This window comes from Vibrio tubiashii ATCC 19109, assembly GCF_000772105.1.
Taxonomy (GTDB): domain Bacteria; phylum Pseudomonadota; class Gammaproteobacteria; order Enterobacterales; family Vibrionaceae; genus Vibrio; species Vibrio tubiashii.
This window is the reverse complement of record NZ_CP009355.1, coordinates 898,111-915,370: the sequence shown is the minus strand read 5'-3', so window position 1 is coordinate 915,370 and position 17,260 is coordinate 898,111. Positions and strand designations below refer to the sequence as shown.

16 protein-coding genes are annotated in these 17,260 nt (G+C 42.9%); 10 read left to right on the top strand and 6 right to left on the bottom strand.

Features of this window, described 5'->3' with window-relative positions; translation table 11 throughout:
• Window positions 1-112: 112 nt before the first annotated feature.
• Both IX91_RS19280 and IX91_RS19275 read left to right on the top strand, forming a co-directional pair.
• A complete protein-coding gene (locus IX91_RS19280; protein ID WP_004742699.1) occupies window positions 113-1,216 on the top strand; it encodes a Fic family protein in 1,104 nt (367 codons plus the stop codon).
• 161 nt (window positions 1,217-1,377) lie between these two features.
• Entirely contained in the window at window positions 1,378-2,103 is a 726-nt protein-coding gene (locus tag IX91_RS19275; protein WP_004742700.1) for a carbonic anhydrase, read from the top strand.
• Window positions 2,104-2,136: 33 nt separating this feature from the next.
• Here the strand turns inward: IX91_RS19275 and IX91_RS19270 are convergent, their stop codons facing one another.
• Together IX91_RS19270 and IX91_RS19265 are read right to left on the bottom strand one after the other, a co-directional pair.
• Window positions 2,137-3,057 carry a hypothetical protein gene (locus IX91_RS19270; protein WP_004742701.1) on the bottom strand — a complete coding sequence of 307 codons (921 nt, stop codon included), beginning with the start codon at window positions 3,055-3,057 and terminating at the stop codon, window positions 2,137-2,139.
• 122 nt (window positions 3,058-3,179) lie between these two features.
• The gene (locus IX91_RS19265) at window positions 3,180-3,626 is read right to left on the bottom strand and encodes a hypothetical protein (RefSeq protein WP_004742702.1); all 447 of its coding nucleotides are present in this window, start codon (window positions 3,624-3,626) and stop codon (window positions 3,180-3,182) included.
• Window positions 3,627-4,161: 535 nt separating this feature from the next.
• Here IX91_RS19265 and IX91_RS19260 point away from each other — a divergent pair.
• The 6 genes from IX91_RS19260 (at window position 4,162) to IX91_RS19235 (ending at window position 9,902) form a co-directional block, all read left to right on the top strand.
• Window positions 4,162-5,370: a NupC/NupG family nucleoside CNT transporter gene (locus IX91_RS19260; protein ID WP_004742703.1), complete on the top strand. Its 1,209-nt coding sequence runs from the start codon at window positions 4,162-4,164 to the stop codon at window positions 5,368-5,370.
• 194 nt (window positions 5,371-5,564) lie between these two features.
• Window positions 5,565-6,794 (top strand): peptidase T, encoded by a 1,230-nt coding sequence (gene pepT, locus IX91_RS19255; RefSeq protein ID WP_004742704.1) that lies wholly within the window; start codon window positions 5,565-5,567, stop codon window positions 6,792-6,794.
• Between the two features lie 76 nt (window positions 6,795-6,870).
• Complete coding sequence (locus IX91_RS19250; RefSeq protein ID WP_004742705.1) at window positions 6,871-7,338, top strand: DM13 domain-containing protein; 468 nt, start codon at window positions 6,871-6,873, stop codon at window positions 7,336-7,338.
• Between the two features lie 159 nt (window positions 7,339-7,497).
• Window positions 7,498-8,355, top strand: a complete 858-nt coding sequence (locus tag IX91_RS19245; protein ID WP_004742706.1) for a mechanosensitive ion channel family protein — start codon at window positions 7,498-7,500, stop codon at window positions 8,353-8,355.
• A gap of 19 nt (window positions 8,356-8,374) precedes the next feature.
• Complete coding sequence (locus IX91_RS19240) at window positions 8,375-8,770, top strand: GFA family protein (protein WP_004742707.1); 396 nt, start codon at window positions 8,375-8,377, stop codon at window positions 8,768-8,770.
• Between the two features lie 262 nt (window positions 8,771-9,032).
• Window positions 9,033-9,902 carry an EAL domain-containing protein gene (locus IX91_RS19235; protein ID WP_004742708.1) on the top strand — a complete coding sequence of 290 codons (870 nt, stop codon included), beginning with the start codon at window positions 9,033-9,035 and terminating at the stop codon, window positions 9,900-9,902.
• Between the two features lie 51 nt (window positions 9,903-9,953).
• On the opposite strand, the gene arsB is transcribed toward IX91_RS19235, so the two are convergent.
• The 3 genes from arsB to IX91_RS19220 form a co-directional block, all read right to left on the bottom strand.
• Window positions 9,954-11,024 carry an ACR3 family arsenite efflux transporter gene (gene arsB, locus IX91_RS19230; RefSeq protein WP_004742709.1) on the bottom strand — a complete coding sequence of 357 codons (1,071 nt, stop codon included), beginning with the start codon at window positions 11,022-11,024 and terminating at the stop codon, window positions 9,954-9,956.
• 98 nt (window positions 11,025-11,122) lie between these two features.
• Window positions 11,123-11,464: an ArsR/SmtB family transcription factor gene (locus tag IX91_RS19225; protein WP_004742710.1), complete on the bottom strand. Its 342-nt coding sequence runs from the start codon at window positions 11,462-11,464 to the stop codon at window positions 11,123-11,125.
• A 143-nt stretch (window positions 11,465-11,607) separates the two neighbouring features.
• Window positions 11,608-14,289, bottom strand: a complete 2,682-nt coding sequence (locus IX91_RS19220; RefSeq protein ID WP_004742711.1) for a bifunctional acetate--CoA ligase family protein/GNAT family N-acetyltransferase — start codon at window positions 14,287-14,289, stop codon at window positions 11,608-11,610.
• A gap of 218 nt (window positions 14,290-14,507) precedes the next feature.
• On the opposite strand from IX91_RS19220, the gene IX91_RS19215 reads away from it, so the two are divergent.
• On the top strand, window positions 14,508-15,083 hold the full coding sequence (locus tag IX91_RS19215) for an SPOR domain-containing protein (protein ID WP_004742712.1): 576 nt from the start codon (window positions 14,508-14,510) through the stop codon (window positions 15,081-15,083).
• A gap of 155 nt (window positions 15,084-15,238) precedes the next feature.
• A complete protein-coding gene (locus tag IX91_RS19210) occupies window positions 15,239-16,231 on the top strand; it encodes a D-alanine--D-alanine ligase (RefSeq protein WP_004742713.1) in 993 nt (330 codons plus the stop codon).
• Here the strand turns inward: IX91_RS19210 and IX91_RS19205 are convergent.
• Complete coding sequence (locus tag IX91_RS19205) at window positions 16,228-17,184, bottom strand: tyrosine-type recombinase/integrase (protein WP_004742714.1); 957 nt, start codon at window positions 17,182-17,184, stop codon at window positions 16,228-16,230. The two genes, IX91_RS19210 and IX91_RS19205, sit on opposite strands and share 4 nt — an antisense overlap.
• Window positions 17,185-17,260: the final 76 nt, after the last annotated feature.

The following is a 17,260-nucleotide window of genomic DNA, read 5'->3' as shown; positions in this document are numbered from 1 at the left end:
GCGGGTGATTCGAATAAGGAACCTAATCGAATCACAAAATGAGTTGAATAGTTTAACTAATCAAATCATAATATGAGTCGAATAAGAGCAATTTTCAAATCAAGGTGTTGTTATGTGGATCTGGGAGCAAACAAATTGGCCTCACTTTTGTTGGGATGAAGCGGTCGTAGATCCATTGCTTAGGAAGACACGACTAAACCAAGGTATCTTACTGGGTAGGATGACTAGCCAGCCTCAAGATCAGAACAAAAGTATGCTTGATACCTTGTTAGCCAACATAGTCCATTCTAGTGCGATAGAAGGTGAAAAGCTGAATGCATTTTCAGTTCGTTCTTCGCTCGCGAACAAACTGGGTTTGACAGAAGAGCGACCTTTCCCAACGACAGAGCAAACAGATGGGCTTGCCGAGATTATGCTTGATGCTGTCGATAACCTTGATGCTCCTCTTACCATAGAAAGAATCCTACATTGGCACGATAGGCTTTTCCCTGAAGGGTACACGCTGTTCAACCCTGTTGTTGGGGGTCGACTCAGAGGGACTGCACCTATGCAGGTAGTGTCTGGACGAATCGATAGACCAGTTGTTCACTTTGAAGCACCGGGGGGAGAGAGGCTTGATACGGAGCTTGACCAGTTCGTGGCTTGGTTCAATCATTCAAAGCAAAACACGACTTTGGATCCATTGCTTCGAGCGGCCATCACACATCTGTGGTTTGTTACTCTGCACCCACTCGATGATGGCAATGGGCGAATCACGCGTTTGTTAACCGATCTGGCTCTAGCTCAAGCGGATCAGCAATCAGTTCGTTTCTATGCGATGTCAGTAGGTATATTGGCGAATCGAAAAAGCTACTATCAAATTCTAGAAAAAACGCAGAAGGGCGATGTCGATATTACCGACTGGGTAGTATGGTTTCTTGACGTCCTGAATGAAACCTTCGATGAAGTCTTAAAAGAGATCCAACAAACGGTATTTAAAACCAATTTCTGGCGAGACGTAGATCAGACTCAATTGACGTCAGAGCAAGCAAAGGTTCTTAATCGAATGCTTGATGGTGACTTTGTTGATGGTATTAATACCTCTCAATATCACAAAGTAGCGAAAGTCAGTAAACCAACAGCGACTCGACATTTGACTGCATTAGTAGAGCAGGGATGTTTAGTAAAATCAGGTGCCGGACGTAGCACTCGATATATGCTTGCCAAGCAAAGTTAAAATAGCGTCAACTCTCATAACAATCTGTTGATATTTATGTAGATTTCAATTCCTTTGCACCTGCTTCCAACTATTGTAGGTAATCATAGTTTTCTATCTGTTCATGGCATTTCTCACCAACGTATTATGACCGTCAACGTTAGTGACCTATAGGAATAAAAATGAACAAAACACTATTATCAATTGGCTTAGCTACAGCGTTAGTCGGTACTACTGCTCATTCTGCACAATGGAGTTATGAAGGAGAAACAGGACCACAGCACTGGGGCGAGTTTGGTGCAGAGTGCCAATCTGGAAAGAACCAAAGTCCAATCGACGTTAAAGATGAAGTTACGGCAAACATCGCAGAGTTAAATCTAGATTATTCAGGAAAGGTCACTGCACTGACCAACAATGGACATACGCTACAAGGCGTGGTCGAAGGAGATAATACTTTCACTGTTGATGGCAAGGCGTTTAACCTCGTTCAGTTTCACTTTCATACACCATCAGAAAACCTAATCAAGAGCCAAAGTTTCCCGCTCGAAGCTCATTTCGTAAACGCGGATAGTAATGGCAACCTAGCAGTACTGGCTGTTATGTATAACACGTCTCCAACTAACAATAGTGAAATCGCCACTCTATTAGAGACGTTACCAAAGTCAGGTGAAACGGTTTCTTTGAATCATACTATTAACGTAGCGGATATGATCCCCGATACCGAGCATTACTATCGCTTTAACGGGTCGCTAACAACGCCGCCATGCTCGGAAGGCGTGCGCTGGTTCGTTTTGAAACAAGCACAGACACTGAGTCAGGAGCAAACGAAACTATTTAAACAAGTAATGGGGAAAAACAATCGGCCTATTCAAGCTAAAAACGCTCGTGTAGTGCTAGAAAACGAATAGTAAAAACTCATAGCGCCAGCAATTATTCTGGCGCTAAATATTATTGAACAGGATTTCTAATCTAAACGTCATTTTTGCTTCGCCTTCTCTTTGCGTATCTTCTTCACGATTCCAGTTGTACTCAGGGATCAACTCGTAAAACAGCCAAGTGCGCCATACATTCTGTCGATAAGTCACGGAGGCGTGAGTATTGGTAATGTAATGAAAAGGTCGGTTAGTTCCGGTGGTACTTAATTGATAGCTAAGAGCCTGATGGTCGGATATATGCTGATAGAGTGTAAACCCTGTACCCACTTCCCAACCTTTGATATCGCTTTCCCACTGAGCGTAGTTGCTCCAGCGAAGCAAAAAATCGCGGTTGATTGAATAATCTAAATCAATATCGGTAGATTCACCCGTTACGCTTTTTTTCTGATACAACTTCTGAGTAACGCGCAGTAACCATTCATCATTGATAGGGTATGTATATCTAAAACGTCCTTCGATACCCGGTCTTGCATTGACCTTAACGTTGAAACTATAGCGTTCTTTACTTAGCCAATCGTATCTAAGACCAAACGTATTTTCGGCATCTTCGCTCGATTGCGGGAACAAGTCGAATAAATCATCTTCTTCATCCGATTCGAAAACCACCTTAAGTCGTTTGGTTACCTTAGGTAAGTGAAAGCGCGCTTTGAATCGAGTCTTAAACTTGTAGCCTTCACCCTCTACATAAGAGAAATCATTTCTCCAACGAACAGTACTGCCAGCACGTGCGTCTTGGTCTACTCGCTCATCAACGAAAAAACTATCAAACCAAATCGCCGGTTCACAAAGCTTAGTATTCACATAGTTAAAAGCGGAGTCGAGGATCTCGGCACTATCTGGCTGACTATGGCAATCGGAATAATCGATTTCGCCATCGGCGTACGTTACAGCAGATAAAAAGGTAGAGATGAGAACTAGGTAGCGCAATTCATTAATACATTTTGAGGCTTAGAGTTTGAGTATGTCTAAAACACATTCAAATGGTCAATGTTTTAACGAATTCAAGTGAAAATTTTATAACGCCAACCGTAAAATGGTTGGCGATTTGGTTAAGAACCTTGTGCTATCTGCGAGTATTGGCGTAGCAGATCGGTCAGCGTCGTTACCCATTCAAGAGCATTTTGTGGTGACTGCTTGACTATGATTTCTACGTGGTTGCAGTGTGTCTCAAGTGGGATCGCTCGTTCAAGATGAAAAGAAACCGAGTAAAAATGCCACAATAACAGACGTTGCATACGTTGGATGTTTTGCTCTTTGCTTTCCGACGCTTCAAATAGAGCAGGGAGCTCACTAAGCGCGATTGCACTCATGCGCAACATCGCATCAAACTGGGCTTCTTGAAGCTTGTCTTCGTCTTGTGCCTCATCTAAATCAAAAGTGAAAAGCTCAGTCATAGATTCTTCGGGTACCAAACGGTGAACCATTCTCAAGCTAAGTTCTTCTAACTCTTCTCGTGGCATTTGAGATAAGCAGTGATAAGTGTAATCGCGTTGCATGCTATTAGTCTGGCAAAAGTAAATGGGGAGGTATTCTAACGTTTTCAACAATAATTACTACTCGAAAACCCTATACAAAAAAGCCCCGCTAGATCAGCGGGGCAATATTCGTTGTGTTTGCTAGTAGCCATTGACGTTGTTAGAGAATTTATTGTCGTTACCAAAAAGTACGTTAAGAATTCTTACTTAAAATTAGATGCTTTACCTAGAAGCGCAAACTTTATGATTAGATTTGTAATGTATATTGACTTATATTGTGATCTTAGTTCAATGTTTTATAGCAATAGTGTTCATATGAGTCAGCTGACAAAATAATCCCGATATGCGAATCAATCGCTGATCACTCATAAGTTTGGTTACTGAGTGAACGGTTGAACGTTTGCGTAAAAATATGTGATGAATATCTCACATTGGGCGCTATACTTTCCGCCCGGTTGAGAGTAACAGCTCTACCAATACAAGCCGTCACAAGGATGGTGAATGACCCCACGGACCGGACCAGCTACCTATTCAATGCTTGTAGAGGTAATCTTTAATGAATGTTTTGTTTGGCTTAATCGGTGTCATCGCATTAATGTTATGTGCGGTTTTACTGTCTGAAAGTCGTAAATCAATTAACTGGAAAACAGTGTCACGCGCGCTGTTACTTCAAGTCGGTTTCGCCGCTCTGGTACTTTACTTCCCGTGGGGACAAGCCGCTCTGACGAGTCTAAGTAGTGGTGTTTCTAGCTTACTTGGCTTTGCTGATGAAGGTATTGGCTTCCTATTCGGTGACCTTGCCAACACTGGCTTTATCTTCGCGGTTCGCGTTCTTCCTATCATCATCTTCTTTAGTGCCCTAATCTCTGCGCTTTATTACCTAGGCATAATGCAGAAAGTCATCGAGTTTATCGGTGGTGGTATCCAAAAGTTCCTAGGGACGAGTAAAGCTGAATCTCTTGTTGCGACTGGCAACATATTTCTTTCTCAAGGCGAGTCTCCACTTCTTGTTCGTCCATTCCTTTCTAGAATGACTCGTTCTGAACTATTTGCAGTAATGGCAGGTGGCATGGCGTCAGTCGCCGGTAGTGTACTTGGTGGATACGCAGGTTTAGGCGTAGAGCTGAAATTCCTAATTGCTGCAAGCTTTATGGCCGCTCCAGGTAGTTTGATGATGGCAAAGATCATCGTTCCTGAACGTGAAACACCTATCGACCAATCCGATATTGAGATGGATAAAGCGCAAGAGAGCAATGTGATTGATGCGCTTGCAAGCGGTGCGATGAACGGTATGAAAGTGGCTGTCGCTGTCGGTACTATGCTGATCGCGTTTGTTAGTGTGATAGCGATGGTTAACACAGGCCTTGAGAGCTTAGGCGAAGTGGCTGGTTTTACTGGTGTGACTCTTCAAGCGCTATTCGGTTACCTGTTTTCTCCGCTTGCTTGGTTAATTGGCGTTCCTTCAAATGAAGTGTTGATGGCAGGATCGTACATTGGCCAAAAGATTGTAATGAACGAATTTGTTGCCTTTATTGACTTCGTTGAACATAAAGCGATGCTGTCTGAACATACTCAGGTTATTGTCACTTTCGCACTATGTGGCTTCGCGAATATTGGTTCTATCGCCATTCAGCTCGGTTCTATTGGCGTGATTGCCCCAGAGCGCCGTGCTGAGGTTGCTAATCTAGGTATTAAGGCTGTACTGGCCGGTACTTTAGCTAACCTGATGAGCGCATGTTTAGCAGGGATCTTTATCTTGCTTTAATTCGCATCATTTCGCTTACAAACCGAATAGGAGACTATTCGGTTTTTTTATACCCAAAATCCGCAAACTTAAAATGACATCATGTATGGCACTGATTGCTTAAAACCTGATTTATAGCAAAATTTTCCAAACTAGAAGGCGTAGGATGTTCTAAGTTCAACGTTTTTAGTGTCAGAATTATAAGAGATCTTGCTATGAATGAATTAGTTCAACGCTTTTTGCGCTATGTGGCTTTTAACACCCAATCAAACCCAGCAAATACAGCTTGCCCGAGCAGTGAAGGGCAACTGACGTTTGCTCAGTTTTTAAAGAGAGAGCTTGAAGAACTAGGTTTAGCGGATGTTTCATTAGACCACAATGGTTATTTGATGGCAAAGCTACCAAGCAATGTTGACTATCCTGTCCCTGCTATCGGCTTTATCGCCCATATGGATACGGCACCTGACGCGTCTGGTGAAAATGTGAAACCACAGATCATTGACGACTACCAAGGCGGTGATATCGCGTTAGGTAAGGGGGATGAGGTTCTTTCTCCGATACAGTACCCAGACCTTCATAAACTGCATGGCCACAATTTAATCACAACCGATGGCACGACACTTCTGGGTGCTGACAACAAAGCAGGGATCGCAGAGATCATCTCCGCCATTTCGGATCTAATTAGCAATCCTGATATTCCACACGGGGATATTTGTATTGGATTCACACCTGATGAAGAAATTGGCCGTGGTGCGAACCTGTTTAATGTAGAGAAATTTGGCGCAGAATGGGCGTATACCATTGATGGTGGCCCGGTTGGCGAACTCGAATATGAAAACTTTAACGCCACCAGCGCTGATGTTATTTGTTATGGCGTCAATGTTCACCCGGGAACGGCCAAAAACAAAATGATTAACTCTATGAACATTGCCGCGCAATTTCAGTTGATGATGCCTGCAGAAGAGACGCCAGAATCTACAGAAGGCTATGAGGGTTTCTACCATCTAAAATCGGCAGAGATGTCCGTTGCGAGAAGTGAACTTGGCTATATCATTCGAGACTTTGATCGCGATGATCAAGAAAAGCGCAAGCAATTCATGATTGATAAAGTGGCAGAGATCAATGAAAAGCTTGAACATGGACGTGTAGAACTCAAACTGACTGACAGCTATTTCAATATGAGAGAACAAGTAGAGCCATTCCCTCATGTCATTGAATTAGCGAAAGAAGCCATGATTGCCTGTGACGTTGAACCACAAATCAAACCAATACGTGGCGGGACAGACGGTGCAAGGCTTTCGTTTATGGGGTTACCTTGCCCTAACATATTTACAGGTGGCTACAATTTCCATGGTATTCATGAGTTCATTTCAATTGAGGGTATGGAGCAAGCTGTGAAAGTTATTGTGACTCTTGCAGAGAAAACAGCGCTTAAATACCAATAAACACCTAACGTAAACCTGATATTTCATTGAAAATCATATACATTTATTAATATAGATTACTTCAGTGGATTTCAGGATGAAAAAACTCCTTTTGATCATTACGCATTGTGCGTGTATTGGATTGGGCTTCGCTCTTGGCATTTATGCGTTGCCCATCCTTATTCAACCAACATCTCCAAGCATGAGTGACGTGCAAACCGTTACTAACAACGCAATTTATAACGCCTCATTTCAGAAAGACCGCAAAGACAGTGATTTTCTCCACTGGGGTGAGGGGTCTGTCTCGATCAGTGCAGACAAAGTGGCCTTTGTTGGTGAGTTGGCTCCAGGGCCTGATTATAAACTGTACTTTTCACCAACGTTTGTAGAAACAGAGGCAGATTTTAATGCTCAAAAGCAGACGATGGTGCAGGTTGGGGAAGTAAAGAGCTTCGATCGATTTACCGTAAATCTCCCTCAAGATTTTGCTATTCAGGACTACAACACGGTTATTGTGTGGTGTGAGACTTTTGGCGAGTTCATTACCTCAGCGCGTTATAAATAACTCAGTTTTGTCTAGGTTCAGAACATCTATTGCAATATTGCATCGCGATACTAGATCTCTCTTGAGATGTGTGGGAAGTTAGTTCTTACGCATGTAAAACTATAAAAATACAAACTAAACAAAGGGGCTTTTGCCCCTTTTCACTAATAGGAGCAGAGCGTGGAGAAAGTACAAGCCGTAATCGATTTTCTTCTAACTCACAAACTCGTTTTCACCGCGTTAATCGTTATTCTGATCTCAATTATTCGCCGAATGGTGCTTTCCATGATTCGTGGAGATGTGGCATTTGTATCAGAAGAACAACGCAGCTGGATGTCACGAACGAAGAATGGCACCTTTATCACTACCGTGCTTCTGCTGTTCATTCTGTGGCAATCAGAGATCAATGAATTTGCACTTTCAGTGACTGCTATCGCTGTTGCAATCGTCGTCGCTTCAAAGGAGATAATTCTTTGTTTCACAGGATCGATTCAACGCGCGAGCTCACGTTCATTCCGAATTGGCGATTGGATTGAAGTCGGAAAAATCTGTGGTGAAGTCATCGAGCACAACATGATGGCAACGGTCATCCAGGAAATCGATTTGCATCACGGCCAGTATCATTACACGGGTAAAACCGCGACGTTGCCAAACAGCATGTTTTTTACCTATCCAGTAAAAAACCTTAACTTTATGAAGCGCTACGTGTACCACGATTTTTCTATCGTTGTACCTGAGTTTGTTAACCTTTATCCACTGATCCCGACGATGCTAGAAAAGATCGATGGGCACACAAGTTACTTTTATGAGGTGGCAACGCGCTACAACACGGTTATTGAAAAGCACGCAGGTGTAGATTTACCGGGAGCAGAACCTCATATTCATATTACTAGTGGCAGCACAGGCGAGCAGATTGTTCACTTTATGCTGTTCTGTCCAACGGATAAGGCAACACATCTAGAACAAGAAATTCGCGCCGACTTTATGCAAATCTACGAGGAGCGATTTTCAAACGAAAAAGAAGTAGAAAAAGTATAAGACAATGTCAGGAGGATAAATGATTAAGCAAGTAGGGAACACACCAATACAATCCAAACATAAGGCGAGTTGCCACTGCGGTGCGGTTGAATTAGAGCTTAGCCTACCAAATGGAATTGAGAAGCCCCGCCGCTGTGATTGCTCTATCTGCCGTAGAAAGGGAGCTATTGTCGCGTCGGTTAAGTTAGATGGTATTCGCATTCTCAAAGGTGAAGATAAGCTTAAGCTGTATCAGTTTAATACCAACACGGCTAAACATTACTTTTGTTCGAACTGTGGGATTTACACCCACCATCAAAGGCGCTCATTCCCTGACGAATATGGCTTTAATGTCGGCTGTTTAGAAGGAGTCAATCCTTTTGATTTAGGTGACATTGTCACGCACGATGGCGTAAATCATCCTGCAGACCGTTAAATTCTAAAGGGCAATTACCTAAATCAATCACCATACTTCTCGATAATTATTGTTTGTCATCACGGTTAATTTTCTAATTAGAACTATGTGTGAGAAAGGAGTATGGTGCCCTCAATTGCCGATATGAGCTTAGTGGTCTATCACTGAGGCATCAAACACAGCAAAAGGATACAATCACATCATTAAGGAATCGCTGTGTTTCAGGCAACATATACGCATCAATAAGCGTCATGTAATTTGAACCAATTGGCTTATTTCCTTAATGAACGAAAATGTCATCTATCCTTTTGCTATCCCAAAAGAAACTAACAGGCTATTTCACGACAAACTACACGCAAAACTTAATGCAAGTAGGGTCTTGCTACGTCAGGGGGAAGACCTACGCGCCTACCAGCATATTAAACAACTTCAACAATCCGGCGAGTTCATTCTCTACTATCAACCACAAATGAACATCGAGAAAAATTGCATTACGTCACTCGAAGCTCTAATCAGACATAAAGCGTCGACAGGGCTAATTACGCCACCGACATTTTTACAAAGCTTTGCAAAGTTGGGGCTAATACCGGAAGTTGATACATGGGTGATTAAAAGAGCATTACAGGAAGTCTCTTCCTTAGCGCAGAATCGAGAATTTAAGATATCGATTAATGTCTCGCCGCAAACCTTCCTTATTAAAGGATTTGCAGACACCGTTCTTTCGATGATTATCCAAAGTAACCTTCAGTATCACCAAGTTGAACTCGAGATCACTGAAGATGTACTGATTCAAGACGCAAACCAGATGCGGGTAGTGTTCACCCAACTAAAGCGTGCCGGAGTAAGCATCGCACTAGATGACTTTGGGGCAGGGTATTCCTCTATTGGAAACCTAATTAACTACGAGTATGACAAAGTTAAAATTGACCGCTCATTGGTGACCAACATCGGTCATAAAAATGGCCGAGAAATGTTCCGTCTTACCACTGATTTAGTCAAACTCTCTGGAGCGGAGATTACCGTCGAAGGGGTAGAAACAAACGAGGAACTAGAGTTCATCTCTAGCTTGGGGATAAAGTCGATACAAGGCTATTACTTTTACAAGCCGATGCCGTTCGACCAAGTGTGTTCACAGCTTACGTTCTGCAAATGAAGTAAAGCCAAGACTAGAGATTGAATAAACTAGTCTTGGCAAGAATCTAAACTAAGCGTAGTACTTGTTCTTCATTCTTAGCGCTACGTTAACAAGTGCAATCAGAACGGGAACTTCAATTAGTGGGCCAATCACACCTGCAAAGGCTTGGTCGGAGTTAAGACCGAACACCGCAATACTCACCGCAATCGCCAACTCAAAGTTGTTACCCGTTGCGGTGAACGCAATAGAGGCATTCTTATCATACTCAATGCCCATTTTTTTACCGACAAAGAAGCTCACAAAGAACATAACGACAAAGTAGATCGCCAATGGAATCGCTACTCGAACCACATCCATAGGCAGTTCGAAAATCATTTCACCTTTTAAACTGAACATCAGAACAATAGTAACCAGCAAAGCGATCAAGGTTATCGGTGAGATACGTGGAAGAAACACCTCGTTATACCATTGTTCTCCCTTTAACTTAGTTAACCATTTACGACTGAGAAAACCAGCTAAAAACGGTATACCAAGATAAATCAAAACGCTTTCAGCAATGTCTATCATCGAGATATCGACATCAAACCCTTGGTAGCCAAGTATCGGTGGAAGAACGGTAATGAATAGCCAGGCCATAAAACTGTATGTCACGATTTGGAATGCGCTGTTTAACGCAACCAGAGCTGCTCCGTACTCTTTGTTTCCGCCACCGATATCATTCCAAACAAGTACCATTGCAATGCATCTTGCTAAACCAATAAGAATGATACCGACCATGTAGCCTGGTTTATCGCCTAAGAATACCAGAGCAAGGACAAACATTAGGGTAGGGCCAACAATCCAGTTCATAAACAAAGACAACTGAATTGCCTTTTTGTCTTTTCGAACCTTACCTAACAAGCCATAGTTAACCTTCGCCAATGGCGGGTACATCATTAAGATCAAGCCAATAGCGAGTGGGATATTTGTGCTTCCTACTGACATAGATTCATTCCACTCCGCCACTTGAGGGAAAGCGACACCAATAGCAATACCCACTGCCATAGCGACAAAAATCCATACCGTGAGGTAACGATCTAAAAAGCTCATGTTATTTGCCGCCGATGATGCTGTGCGGTGTGTTGCGACTTGTTGATTCATTGCAACGCTCTCTTTCGTTTATCGTCGAATGACGATTATAAAAGGTTAAAAAATGGGAAGATGCTCTCTTCCCGTATATGTACTTGCTAAACTAAATATTAACTAAATATCGATGCGTAACGATTCGAAAACTGTTCAATTTCCGCTTTATCAACGCGATAGCAGACTTTAGGTGGTATTGATTCCGCGCTAATAAATCCTGCCTGTTTAAGGATTCGTAGATGCTCAGATACGGTAGACTGTGCCAAACCGAGCTCTGAAACTAAATCGCTGTTTAAACAACCACCTAACTTCTCTAAATTCAAAAGAATTTTAACGATACGTACGCGAGCAGGGTGAGACAAAGCTTTCGCTTGTGTGGCGAACTTCTGTTCTAGTGCCAGATCTTGCTCTGAAGATTCGAAAGCTTTTGTATTAGCGCTGCTGCACGGATTAGACATTTTCTACTCACTCTATAGTCTATCGTCGAATTGCGATTAATCATACTCCGACAAATTTCATTGCGCAAGATAAACACCAAATAGTTTGTGAACGAAAAGGTCAAGTCGCCCAATACGAGCGACTTAACTATAAACTACCGAGGCTAGTTGAGGGGGAGTACCATATCTGCAGTTCCATCTTCAAACTGCACATCTAACTTAAATCCGAGCCCTTGAGCCAGCATGAGCATACCGCGGTTAGTTGGCATCGTCATACCTGACATCTGCTTAGTTCCTTTATGCTGACAATACTCGATGATCTTCTTCATTAGCACTTTACCTAAACCGTTACCTTTAAGATCAGACCGAATAAGAATTGCAAACTCGGCATCGGTATTGTCTGGGTTAATCAGCGCTCTCGATACACCAATAATTGGGCTTCCCACACGACTTTGGCTAACGGCAACAAAGGCCATCTCACGGTCGTAATCTATCTGAGTGAGGTTAGCAAGCGCCTCATGATTGAACTCGCCGACATCGGTAAAGAATCGTTTATAGAGATCTTCTTTAGATACATTATGGATAAAGTCGGCATGATGCGGCTCATCTTCAGGAAGAATCGGCCTTAACAAGACTTCTTCTCCATCTTTAAGCGTGATGAGCTGCTCGTATTCAACCGGATAAGGGCGTATAGCGAGACGTTGCTGCGCATCTCCCTCATATTTTTTAAGAATCAAATCCGCATCGAGAATGGTAAATTCGGAACCATTAGCTAGTACTGGATGTATATCCAGTTCGTATACCTGAGGGCAATCAACCACCATTTGAGATACCCTAACAAGCAGCTCGGACAAGCCATGAATATCCATAGGCTCCGGTAATTTTTGTGGGAGAATCTTACCGCTCTTAATCGCGCGTACGATCAAATACCGAGCTAACGCCATATTTAATGGTGGAAGCGCAGATGCTGCATCAATTGATTCATCCCATTCAGAACCACCTTGACCAATAAGAATCACAGGACCAAAAGTTTCGTCTGTTTTGACTTTGATTCGAATCTCTTCGCCACCTGCTAACTTCGCCATCCCTTGGACTAGCAGCCCGTGAATATTAGCCGACGGGTAGGAGAGCTTGGTTCGATCCAGAATAGCTTCAGAAGCACTCGCGACTTCATTACTGTTACGTAAGTTGAGCATGACACCTTGGACATCGGATTTATGCGCAATATCAGGCGAACGAAGTTTAACAGCCACTGGATAACCAATTTGCTCAGCAACATGGACAGCTTCACTTGAGTCTGATGCAATCCAAGTTGGTAGCACTTTAAAGTTGAAGTGGCGTAAAAAGGTGCCAATTTGGTGTGTATCTAAAGACACTGTGTTTACATCCAGCAGTTTGGTTTCAATCCATTTTTTGGCTTCGTTGAGCTCTGCAATATGCACAGGTTCTGCAGTCGTTGGAGTCTCCATCAGTTGCTTTTGGTTTCGTCTATACTCGACCAAGTGCATGAAGGCAACCACGGCACTTTCTGGCGTTCGATAGGTCGGGATACCTGCTTGAGTAAAAATATCTCGCGCGGGTTTCGCAGTTAATTCTCCAGACCAGTTGGTTAAAAAATTGAAACGTCTATGCCGAGGATGCGATTTAATCGCTTCAACGATGGCACTCGCCGTTTGCTCTGAATGCGCCACCGCTGATGGGCTATGCATGATAAGAATGGCGTCGGCACAATCAGCATCCATCACAGCATTAAGTGTATTGACGTAGCGTTTTTCGTCCGCATCGCCGACCATATCAATAGGGTTATTGTGGCTCCAACTGGCGGGTAAAATCTCACTCAATTTCTCAATAGATTCGTCTGACAGATCGGCAAGTTTACCGCCACGCTGGAGAAGAGTGTCGACGGCCATAATCGCGGGGCCGCCACCATTAGTGATGATCGCCAGCCTTTCTCCACGAAGCGGTACTGAATGTGTCAGTGTTTCTACTGCTGCGAAAAGCTCATGTGAATTGTTTACTCTGAGCATACCTGTCCGGCGGATCGCAGAGTCATAGATAATATCTAACGTGTCGTCGCCACCTGTATGTGCTCTTGCAGCAACTCTGCCTGCAGATGTTTTCCCACCTTTCAAAACCAGAATACGTCGGTTGCGTGACGCCGCCCGAGCCGCTGACATAAAGCGACGCGCATCTTTGATCGTATCGACGTAAAGGAGGATCGCCTCTGTGTGAGAGTCGGTACATAGGTGATCTAGCAAGTCAGCGAAGTCAATATCAAGGGCATTTCCCAACGATACGAAGGCAGAAAAGCCAATGTTTTTATCGTTCGCCCAATCAAGAATAGTGGTACACATCGCCGCTGATTGAGAGATAAAAGCTATCTTGCCTTTAATGGCAGTAACAGGAGAGAAAGAAGCGTTAAAGTTTACCCAAGGGAGAATCAAACCTAAGCTATTAGGCCCAAGAACTCGCATTCCATTATCTCTAGCAACCGATAAGCAAGCATCTTGAATGCTTTCGCCTTGTTCGTTAGCAAAGTGCATATCTGCCGATAGAACGATCACCGCTTTTACTTTCTTTTCAGCTAGCTGTTCAAATATCTTCTCGTTGTATTTTGCGTGAGTACACAAGATGGCGACATCGGGCACAATTGGCAGCTGCTCAATTGAAGAGTAGGCGAGCACACCACACACGGAAGAGTATTTAGGTGTCACGGGCATAATCGCGCCTTCAAACCCACCATGCAGTAAGTTCTTCATAACGATATTGCCAGCACGCATTGGTTTGGTAGAAGCGCCGATAACAGCAACGGATTTTGGTCTCAACAGATGGGTAAGGTGGCTCATTGCAAGGCTCCTAAAGGGGCGACAGGTATAATCCTAACCAACAAAGGGCTCTAATACTTGGCATTTTTGATGTTGTTTTAATCAGATCACTGAGGTACGAGCGAAGTTTGTGCCATGTGTCACAGAGTATTGATATATAATTAAAATGTTGGGTTGATTCTAAGTCTATCTAACGGCATGATTTACAGTAATTTCTAGTTAAGGCATTTGAATAATTCATGAAAAAAATAGCAATAGTTGGCTTATCAGTGGTGCTTTCTGCATGTGTTTCGAGCGATTATGTGACAGACGTGAGCTCAGAAAGCTATCGTGAGGATTACAAAACGGCAAAGGTTGAGCAACCTGTCGTAACTCAGCAAGGAATGACTAGCGGCATCTCTGAAGATAACGTTGCTAAGGTCGTGAATACCGCACCTGCTCAACACAGCCAAACCGTGAAGATGCAAGCTAAGCCTAAACCGGCTGTTGCTATTATTCCGCCGACCGCCAAACAGCAAGCAATGAATCCACGTTATGGCTTCACTATTCAGGTAGTGGCAGTCGGTTCACAAACTAAAGTGGATCACTTTGCGCGTAAACTACCTCGCGAAGATAACCAGCCAGTTTGGGAAAACTATAAAGTTGTGAACGGTACTAAATGGTATACGATTCTTTACGGTGACTACGCGACACGTACAGAAGCAAAAGCAGCGATTTCTGAACTTCCTGCAGAATTCCGCACGCTTAAGCCGTTCGTTAAGAGTATTGATGACATTAAGAACTCACAATACCCAACGCTTAACAAGCTAAACTAATTGAAAGAGAAGGGGCGTCAGCCCCTTTTTTATCGCCTATATTTTCTTCACTCAGCCGACAAAACGGATTTTTGTCTGGTAAAACCGTGTAACTCATAGCGGTTTTTATTATCATGGTCTGAGATTCTCCCTGTTGTCACACGGAAAGATTTTTAATGACAAATACGACTATTCTTCTCCTTTGCGGTGGTGGTTCTTCAGAACATGAAGTTTCACTTGTTTCCGCCGATTTCTTGCAGTCTCAATTAGAATCAACTCAAGGCTTTAATGTTGTTCGCATTGAAATGAACGCAGATGGTTGGTTCACCAATGATGGTGAGCTTGCTTATCTCGATACCAATGCGGGCACAATTAACACGGATTCAAGTTCGACCAAATTAGATTTTGTAATTCCTTGCATTCATGGATTCCCAGGTGAAACGGGTGATATCCAATCTATGCTAGAGCTATCAGGTATTCCTTATTTAGGTTGCGGCCCAGAGGCGAGCACTAATAGCTTTAACAAAATCACCTCTAAGCTTTGGTATGACGCACTAGGCATTCCTAATACTCCTTACATTTTCTTGTCTGAAAACAATCAAGATGCCTACGCGCGCAGTGAAGCTGCGTTTAAAGAGTGGGGCTCTGTGTTCGTTAAAGCGGCTAGACAGGGGTCTTCTGTGGGTTGTTACAAGGTAACGGATGCTTCACAACTTCAGAAAGCGCTTGATGATGCATTCGGTTATTCAGATCAAGTATTAGTCGAACAAGCAGTTAAGCCGAGAGAGCTTGAAGTAGCGGCGTATGAGTACGAAGGTAAACTTCACATATCTAAGCCTGGTGAAATCATTGCACCAGAAGATGCTTTCTATAGCTACGAAGAGAAGTACAGCACATCAAGTCATTCAATAACCAAGGTAGAGGCATCAGATCTCAGCCAAGAGCAACTTGAAGTTATCCGTCAAAGTTCAGAAAAAGTATTTACTCAGATGCGTTTACGCCATCTATCTCGCATCGACTTCTTCTTAACACCTGATGGGAAGATTTACCTAAATGAAGTTAACACCTTCCCAGGAATGACTCCAATTTCGATGTTCCCGAAAATGCTAGAGCATAATGGACACTCGTTTGCGGACTTCTTGGCAAACTGTGTTAAAACTTCGCTCTAATCCCACGGTTTAAAGCTTTTATAAACCATGCGTTCAAGTGCTGCTTGAGATTGATTTCCTATGTATTGATAGGGCATAGCGGCACTTTTCCATCTCCCAAAGCGTTGAATATCTTTAACTTTCATACCTTGAGAAGCGAGCTCATTCGCCGCACCCACTCGCAATGATAGACCAGAGAACTTAACACCTAGCTTTAGCTTATCACTGGCCGAACGCAGAATACGATAAATTGACGAATCGTTAAGCGCCTCATCACTTATATTGCCGTGTTTGTCTATTGCGTTAAAGAGCGCACCATTGTGACTCCCACGTACAGTCAACCATCGATTTAAAATCTCACAGGCTTCGTCTGATAAACGATACTCTTCAGTGCTTATCCAAATACTAACAACACCGTCATTTAAACAAACGCTTTTCAATTCTAGATCTCGTAGTTCGGAACGTTTAAGCATGCACTCGAACATAAGATGATATATCGCTAGGTTTCTAACATCTCTGACATGCTTAGAAGGCGTAAGTAGATTTGTTAGCGTTTCCAAATGCTGTCTATTGAAAGAGGTTGTTGATTTCGCGTCGGATTTTTTATCGATTCTTAGTGACGCAAGTAAGTTTCGAACGGAAATGTTAGAAGTAGGGTCTGGTAAGTTTAACGTTTTGTGGAATAAACCCAATGTCACACTGTAACGTTTGATGGTTGAGTACTTCCTTTGCTTCGACTCTTTCTCTAAGAACAAACGTACTGCGGTGGACGCTGCGGGTAGGGAATTCACACCTTTTTGCGAACAAAATTCGTTAAATAGATTCCAATCTTTGCGCATAGCTAATAGAGAATTGCGGGCGTACTCACCGTTCAATAAATCATTTACCTCTTCGATAGTTATATTGTTTAATAACTTATTAACGAATTGTTTTCTCTCACCTTCACATGTGACGACGCGAACATTTTTCCGCATTTTAACGCACCATAACCACGAAACGTACGATAAATATACTTGATAATGAGAGATTTACAATTATTATTAAACTATC

Excerpts from the sequence above, each read along its gene's own strand:
- IX91_RS19225 (WP_004742710.1), bottom strand. The coding sequence starts at position 11,464 with ATGTCTAATCCGTGCAGCAGCGCTAATACAAAAGCTTTCGAATCTTCA.
- IX91_RS19265 (WP_004742702.1), bottom strand. The coding sequence starts at position 3,626 with ATGCAACGCGATTACACTTATCACTGCTTATCTCAAATGCCACGAGAA.
- pepT (WP_004742704.1), top strand. The coding sequence starts at position 5,565 with ATGAATGAATTAGTTCAACGCTTTTTGCGCTATGTGGCTTTTAACACC.
- IX91_RS19250 (WP_004742705.1), top strand. The coding sequence starts at position 6,871 with ATGAAAAAACTCCTTTTGATCATTACGCATTGTGCGTGTATTGGATTG.
- IX91_RS19220 (WP_004742711.1), bottom strand. The coding sequence starts at position 14,289 with ATGAGCCACCTTACCCATCTGTTGAGACCAAAATCCGTTGCTGTTATC.
- IX91_RS19215 (WP_004742712.1), top strand. The coding sequence starts at position 14,508 with ATGAAAAAAATAGCAATAGTTGGCTTATCAGTGGTGCTTTCTGCATGT.
- IX91_RS19205 (WP_004742714.1), bottom strand. The coding sequence starts at position 17,184 with ATGCGGAAAAATGTTCGCGTCGTCACATGTGAAGGTGAGAGAAAACAA.
- IX91_RS19260 (WP_004742703.1), top strand. The coding sequence starts at position 4,162 with ATGAATGTTTTGTTTGGCTTAATCGGTGTCATCGCATTAATGTTATGT.
- IX91_RS19275 (WP_004742700.1), top strand. The coding sequence starts at position 1,378 with ATGAACAAAACACTATTATCAATTGGCTTAGCTACAGCGTTAGTCGGT.
- IX91_RS19210 (WP_004742713.1), top strand. The coding sequence starts at position 15,239 with ATGACAAATACGACTATTCTTCTCCTTTGCGGTGGTGGTTCTTCAGAA.
- IX91_RS19240 (WP_004742707.1), top strand. The coding sequence starts at position 8,375 with ATGATTAAGCAAGTAGGGAACACACCAATACAATCCAAACATAAGGCG.
- arsB (WP_004742709.1), bottom strand. The coding sequence starts at position 11,024 with ATGAATCAACAAGTCGCAACACACCGCACAGCATCATCGGCGGCAAAT.
- IX91_RS19280 (WP_004742699.1), top strand. The coding sequence starts at position 113 with ATGTGGATCTGGGAGCAAACAAATTGGCCTCACTTTTGTTGGGATGAA.
- IX91_RS19235 (WP_004742708.1), top strand. The coding sequence starts at position 9,033 with ATGAACGAAAATGTCATCTATCCTTTTGCTATCCCAAAAGAAACTAAC.